Here is a 6,967-nt window from a genome sequence, read left to right on the forward strand (position 1 = left end):
TCGTCATCAAGGCCCGCGTCGTGCGGCACGCACCGCGCGCGACGCCGCTGGCGGCACATCTCCGCTACCTGCGCCGGGAGGGCGTGACGCGGGACGGTGAGGATGCCCACCTGTTCGGGAAGGACAGCGACGACATACGGGCCTCGGACTTCGCGGAGCAATGCGCTGGGGACCGCCACCATTTCCGCTTCATCGTCTCGCCAGAGGACGCGCCGGAGATGTCGGACCTGCGGGCCTTCGCCCGTGATCTGATGGGGCAGATGGAATCCGATCTCGGTACGAAACTGGAGTGGGCCGCTGTCGATCACTGGAACACCGCGCATCCCCATTTGCATGTCATTGTCCGGGGTGTCGCGGAAGATGGCGACGACCTCGTGATCGCGCGCGATTACATCCGCGAGGGCATGCGTGCCCGTGCGCAGGATCTGGTGACACTGGAACTCGGACCACGTACCGATCATGACATCCACCAGGCGGTCGAACGGCAGGTGAACGCCGACCGCTGGACCCAGCTTGACCGCCAGCTTCAGAGGGACGCGGGGCAGGATGGTGTCATTGATCTCGGACGCGTGCCGGGCGAAACGCCGGACGTCTTCGCCACCGTGAAGCTGGGGCGCCTACGCCGTCTGGAGACCATGGGGCTGGCGCACCAGGTCGGACCGGATCGCTGGCGGATGGACGAGAGTGCCGAGGCAACCCTGCGGGAGATCAGCGAGCGCAACGACATCATCAAACGGATCCACCGGGGGCTGGCGGAGCAGAAGATTGACCGTGCCGCATCATCCTGGGTGCTGGCGGGGGAGGATACTACCGATCCCGTCATCGGCCGGCTGATTGATCGCGGCCTCGACGATGAACTGCGCGGCACGGCCTATGCGGTGATCGACGGGATTGACGGACGCACGCACCATGTCCGCCTGCCGAACCTCGAAGCCGCCAGTGACGGGTCAGTCGGTTCCATCGTGGAATTGCGGCGTTTCACCGACAAAGGGGGACGTGACCGTGCCGCGCTCGCGGTGCGCTCGGATTTCACGCTGGAACGGCAGGTGACGGCGGAGGGTGCCACCTGGCTCGACCGGCAGGCCATCGCGCGGGAGCCTCTTGCGCTGGCGTCCACCGGGTTCGGCGCCGAGGTCAAAGAGGCGATGGAAAAGCGGGCGGATCATCTGGTGGAGCAGGGGCTGGCCAGCCGCGACGGCGGGAGCATCCGTTATGCCAGGAACATGATCGTCACGCTGCGCCAGCGGGAGTTGGAGACGCTGGGCCAGAGCCTTGCCGGGACGTCACGGATGCCGTTCCGGCGGAGCGGGGAAGGCGATCCCGTCACGGGCACCTACCGCCAGCGTTTCAATCTGGCGTCGGGCCGGTTCGCCATGATCGACGATGGGTTGGGCTTCGAACTGGTGCCATGGTCGCCGTCGCTGGAAAAACAGGGAGGGCGGGAGGTGTCGGGAATCATGCGCGGGGACGGGGGTATCGACTGGTCGTTCGCCCGGAAACGGGGGCTGGGTCTATGACCGGGAAGCGGGGTATAATGGTCGGTTTGTTTTGCGGCTAAATATAAGGCACCCGATATAATAAGAAATAAAAATTTTTACATCTATAAATATTATATAATATATGAGCGTTTTCCATTATAGAGATTGTGAGAAATACATTTCTACTATTCCAGACCAGTCCCCGATATTCAATGGACGGCCGATCTGGCCGGAACGCGCAAATGCTCGGGCCGCGCGGGAAGACAATGCTGCGCCAGTCGCAAAGCTTATCGAAGTCGCCGGTGTCACGTTCCACTCCATGGAAAAGTCCAGCTCATTCGAAAAACGATGGTCATTTTGAGATAGATATAAACCTCGCGGATGAGGAATCGAAAGATTGTAGTAGTGCAGGCCGAGTTTCACAGTATCCTGCGTTGAAGCGAGATGAATGGGCGGCGTTACCGTCAGATCAATCTGATGGACGCGCAGATCCGACAGTCGAGCAAGATAATTTCCTGATATTTCACCTGGCCAGTATCCCCCATAAAACATTCGCGTGCCGTCTATCTGGAACATCGTATCGTAAGAATGTTTTTCTCCGCCTGAAGGGTTTTTGCCGCCACTGTATTCTACAAATCGATATGATATGCGCGGCTTCCATGTATGACTAAAGAACGTATAAGCTGGTTCTGCATACGTCGCCCAGGCACTTGTTCCGCTATATCCATTGGCCACTTCATTATTATATTCAATGACATAATGGCCATGTATTTCCAGGCCTCGTATCCACTCAGGCCAACGCCTGACGTGCGGTATCTGTGAAAATATAGCGCCGAACGCCATGGACCCGACCTGCATTCCTTTACGGTCTCCACGGACAGAATTATTGAATGTCAGCGAAGTATCCGCATCATAAATATAGAAATACGTCAAGGTCATGTATGCTGCCCGTGCCTTATAGACGCTACGGCCATCTCCTGATGGTCCATTGATGAACCATGTCGTATCAAATCCCGCAAACTTCGTTTCTGGCCTGTCGTCTCCACGAGCGAGAACCTGATTTGAATTATTTTGCAGGACAAAAAAGTCCGCCCGTACGGGAGCAGTCTGGAGTGTCAGGACGCCAGGTCCAGAAAAAGCAAACCGAGGCGCGTACATCCAGGCTGCTCGATCTCCCCCATTATACGTCCCTTTTGCCAGAAGAAATCCATCATCAACAATAAATCGTTGACGGCCCAGGAGCAAGAGCAACGCATCTTTAGACGTGTCGCGAAAACGGTATCGTAATCCGATATTCGCCTCTTCCAGCCCAATAAAGTCCGGATAACCAGATGTCGACGAAACCTCCTGCGCATCCCCATCGCCTAAAGTTGTCGCATTTATTGCTGAAGCACGTGCCGTAAGCGAAATTCGTCTTCCCAGAGCGGCCGTGCAATCAAGACCAAATGTCTCAAAAAGCTCTGAATATACCGGGCTGCGTCTGGCAGTTCGAGACGATGACGATGGATAGGAACCGGCGCCGAAATTGGCATGGGGAACAAAAATTGCATCGCCACCCAACTCCAGAAAGGCTTTCAAATTGAATCCATTCCGGTCGAGAAGTAGCACGGCCGCCAAAGCGCGGTTTTCTGTACACATTGTATTCACAAATAATGCACAGAATACAATGTAAATTATAATTCTATAGTTTTTCATATTACGTCGATAATACTGAATGTGTAATTATAAACGCATTATGATCTGTAATCTGTATATTCGCGAACTCGGGCTGTCCTAAACAGGATGACAGCCGTGACGATAAACAGGCCGCAGGCAGTAAACATATTAGAGCTAAAATCTGGATAGAGCGCATAGAGCCAGGCGCTCGTGATTCCGCCTACCGCGGTTCCAGTTTGATAGAGCGCATTGAGAATGGCATTGAGACTCCCACGTTGCGCTCCTTTTACGTATGTGATGGCTTCTCCAAGCATTAGCGCAAGCAGCAGATCGCGGCCGAAGGCGAAAAAAGCATAAGTGACGGACTGAAATACGAACGAGTGCATGCCCAATGGAACAACACTTACTACAAGAGCCATTCCAGTCATGCCCGCTGCGCACAAGATCATTGGATCGGGAAATATACGGGCGAGACGGCCTGACATGAATGCACCGAAAAGTCCGCCATTTTCGCCTAGAAGAAATAATATTCCGACAGTGCCAGTGCTCCAATGAAGCAAGTTATTCTGGATAATCCAACTCGGGTACATGCCCATGAATACAATCACTGCTGTAGCCCATAGTAAATATGAGATAAGAATTGACCGTATCCCTGTATTGAGTGAGAGTGACAGTATACGATCACGGTAAGTTCTGACTGTTACCTTTCCTGACGCCAGGAATTCGGAACTGACAGGTGACAGTGTTGAGGCGGAAATTGCGAGCCCAAGACACGTAAATGCCAACAGAATAAGAGGCATTTTCCAGGCTATTAGTCCGCCCAACAGTACGCCTATTGACATTGATATAAGAAAAGCAATTGGAGCCGCCGTAGTGACGTAGCCTGTAATCCGAGACCTGTTCTCTGCAGGAACGTAATCCGCAATCGCTGCGAATATCGATGCTCCGATCATTGGCATGAACAGACCTGTTATCGCGCGCCCTAGCACAATAGAGATTACTGTTTTTGATGCGGCCGTTTGCAGTAAGATTACAGCGCAACCGAGGCTGCCTGCGACGATGAACCTTTTTCGTCCAAAACGATCAATAAATGGACCGAGCGCAATATTGCTGATCAGAGCAACAACAGGAAACGCTGCCAGCACCATCCCCGCCTGAAACGACGTGAGACCGATGTCCTTCTGGATAAAGGGTAGCAAAGGGATCATCATGGCGACATTAAAATTGATCACGAAGAAGGCAGTCCAGAGGATAAATACGACGACCATGCCGAATCATTCCCATCAATTTCCAAAAAACCAGACGATGATGCGATCCTCGTTTCACAGGCCGAAAATGATAAGCGGGGAAATGGTGCTGGTATTAATAGTAATAGCCAGACGGACGAAAGCGGCTCCAAGGTCGGCCGACACAGGGAACTCTCTCACTTCCTCAAGACGCGACGTGCCCGTCTGAACCCTGGCGATGTCGGACTGCCTGCTGGTCGCGGTCGCCGTAAACCAGGGCTGCGGCGAGAAGAAATTGCGGTGCTGGCTGGCGTCGGTCTCACATGGTACACGTGGTTCGAACAAGGCCGCGATATACGTGTTTCGACCGCATTTCTGGAGAATCTTGCCCGGGCCCTGAATCTTGATGCGACAGAGCGGACCTATCTGTTCACGCTAGCCCAGCAACGATCGCCGCCAGCCGTAGCAGTCCAGCCGTCATCAGACGCTCTGGCGAAGATCCAGGCGATTCTCGATAAAATCAAAAGCCCGGCCTATGCCCGCGACAATTGCTTCAACGTCGTGGCCTGGAACACGGCAAACACGCAAATGTTTGGCGATTTTGCTGCTGTATCACGGGGCGAGCGTAACATCATATGGTTGACGTTCTCGCGTCCCTATCATCGACAGACGATGGTAAACTGGGAGAAGGACGCCAGAAGCCTGGTAGCCCGATTTCGTATGAATTATAGTCAGGCTGCGGAAGACCCTGCACTTGCGTTATTTTTGCAGCGAATGCTGACCAGCAGTGAAGACTTCCGGCGTATGTGGACTGACCATGACGTAAATAATGTAGGGGAAGGAGTTTATCTCTATAGAACAGCACGACATGGGATCGTGGATTTTCAGCACTCCACCCTCATTCCCGAAGCTGTGCCACATCTTCGAATTGTCGTCTATTTAAAATCATGAATTCTCTTATTTATATATTGCATGAAATGCTATTTGGACATGCTTCATGCCTGATTTTGGAGGATGAAAAGCCAATGATTGAGCGACCTGAATGAGGCGGCTACCGCCTGTCTCCCCGGTAGGCGGAAGAAAGAGAAGTTAGGCGGGCGAGCGAAAGCTCGAAGCGTCGTCAGGGCCCTAAAAAAATGACCATTGAGCATTATATCGCGTGTTTTTATTCGGTTTCTAAAGGAAAACGATAATTGACTACAATTCCAATGTTATCCCGTTTTCCTTGGATCGGAACAAATTATTCTCTTTCCCAGGTGCTTATCGTCGGAGAAAGTCATTACGGTTCACCGGAGCAGAGCGAAGACCTCAATCTGACTCGAAATGTTATTCAGGATATGATTGATGGAACAGAAGACCATGCCACTCTTCGCGCTATCGAGCGTTCCTTCACTGGGAATTTCCATTGCACTCCCGATACATTCTGGGAAACTGTAGCTTTTATTAATTTTTGCCCCGGTATAGTCGATGCTTCTTTCGCCGGGCGTCGCTCTGCCACACGTTCCATGATCAAGGCTGGTATTCAGCAGTTTCCGGATATTCTGCTGAACCTGAATCCGCTCCCCAAAAAGATAGTCTTTTTTTCTAAGTTTTCCTGGGAGGCCACTGAAACTTGCGTTGGACTTCCTTATGAGCCACTTCTGCCTGTGACTATTAATGGCATCAGTGTGGACTGTGGTCTGTTCAGATCAGATGAAGGGGTATCCTTTGAAGCTATAAATGTCGGTCATCCGAGTGGTCCTTTCCTTCGAGGATTCAGTCGTAAACACCAGTTCATCCAAGAATTTCTTAAAAAACCATCCAGGTCGATTGGGAGCGTGTGAACTATCTATCTCCGCTTTGTGAGATGTCCCGGTTCCGGCCGGGGTTTCGGGAGATCGCGAATTGCGGCATCGGCTCAGAGCGTCGAGAATTCGTCGCTCAGGAAGCCGTGCCGCGCGTGCAGATCGTTCACCGCGTCGATCACGCCGTCGAGCTTGCGCTGTTCGTCCTCGCGTTGCTGGCGTGCGGATTGCAGGTAGTCGCCCAGCAGGGTTTCGACCGTCGCCGAGAGATTAGGCGTCACTTCCCGGACCTGCGCCAGCAGATCGGTGTTGAGCGACAGATTGACCGGGCGGCGAGGCGCGTTCCGATCATAGGAAACGCCGAGGCTGGTGCGGCTGGGCATGATCCGACTCCTTATGCGCATATCGCGCGCATGAGATGAGGATGCCGACGCCACACCGCAACGCGCAAGTATTTTTTCGCTTCTGTACGCACTGGTACGACAGGTGACACAGGACGCTTGATTCCCGGAAAACCCCGGTTCTTCGCTGTCTTTCATGACGCGGGGAGGACTCGATGGATCAGCCGGGAACACGTATCCAGTGGGGGCAGGCGCTCGTGGTTCTGTCCATGATCGTGCTGTCCTGGTGGACGGCGACACAATGGACTGCCTGGGAACTGGCGTTCCAGCCGGAACTCGGCCGACCGTGGTTCACGGTTCTGCATCGTTGGCCGGTCTATGCGCCACCGCTTTTTTTCTGGTGGTGGTACGAGTTCGACGCCTACGCACCAGCGGTGTTCGCGCGGGGCGCCTGGATCGCGGGCTCGGGCGGTGTGCTGGCC

The 6,967-nt window shown here is 53.7% G+C and carries 6 protein-coding genes and 1 pseudogene; 4 read left to right on the forward strand and 3 right to left on the reverse strand.

Features of this window, described 5'->3' with window-relative positions:
• A partial coding sequence (locus JCM25156_RS07610; RefSeq protein WP_025812664.1) for a relaxase/mobilization nuclease domain-containing protein occupies positions 1–1,517 on the forward strand: 1,517 nt, incomplete at its 5' end.
• A gap of 117 nt (positions 1,518–1,634) precedes the next feature.
• On the opposite strand, the gene JCM25156_RS28785 is transcribed toward JCM25156_RS07610, so the two are convergent.
• Both JCM25156_RS28785 and JCM25156_RS07620 read right to left on the reverse strand, forming a co-directional pair.
• The gene (locus JCM25156_RS28785) at positions 1,635–3,086 is read right to left on the reverse strand and encodes an alginate export family protein (protein WP_148299356.1); all 1,452 of its coding nucleotides are present in this window, start codon (positions 3,084–3,086) and stop codon (positions 1,635–1,637) included.
• A gap of 125 nt (positions 3,087–3,211) precedes the next feature.
• The gene (locus JCM25156_RS07620; RefSeq protein WP_025812666.1) at positions 3,212–4,402 is read right to left on the reverse strand and encodes an MFS transporter; all 1,191 of its coding nucleotides are present in this window, start codon (positions 4,400–4,402) and stop codon (positions 3,212–3,214) included.
• Positions 4,403–4,495: 93 nt separating this feature from the next.
• On the opposite strand from JCM25156_RS07620, the gene JCM25156_RS30905 reads away from it, so the two are divergent.
• Positions 4,496–5,311, forward strand: a complete 816-nt coding sequence (locus JCM25156_RS30905; RefSeq protein ID WP_277909408.1) for a helix-turn-helix transcriptional regulator — start codon at positions 4,496–4,498, stop codon at positions 5,309–5,311.
• 242 nt (positions 5,312–5,553) lie between these two features.
• On the forward strand, positions 5,554–6,183 hold the full coding sequence (locus tag JCM25156_RS28790; RefSeq protein ID WP_148299357.1) for a hypothetical protein: 630 nt from the start codon (positions 5,554–5,556) through the stop codon (positions 6,181–6,183).
• Positions 6,184–6,257: 74 nt separating this feature from the next.
• On the opposite strand, the gene JCM25156_RS07635 is transcribed toward JCM25156_RS28790, so the two are convergent.
• Positions 6,258–6,527 (reverse strand): type II toxin-antitoxin system CcdA family antitoxin, encoded by a 270-nt coding sequence (locus JCM25156_RS07635; protein ID WP_025812668.1) that lies wholly within the window; start codon positions 6,525–6,527, stop codon positions 6,258–6,260.
• 173 nt (positions 6,528–6,700) lie between these two features.
• Here JCM25156_RS07635 and JCM25156_RS07640 point away from each other — a divergent pair.
• A pseudogene (locus JCM25156_RS07640) lies at positions 6,701–6,967 on the forward strand (conjugal transfer protein TraG); the annotation flags it as partial.

This window comes from Komagataeibacter kakiaceti JCM 25156 (genome assembly GCF_000613305.1).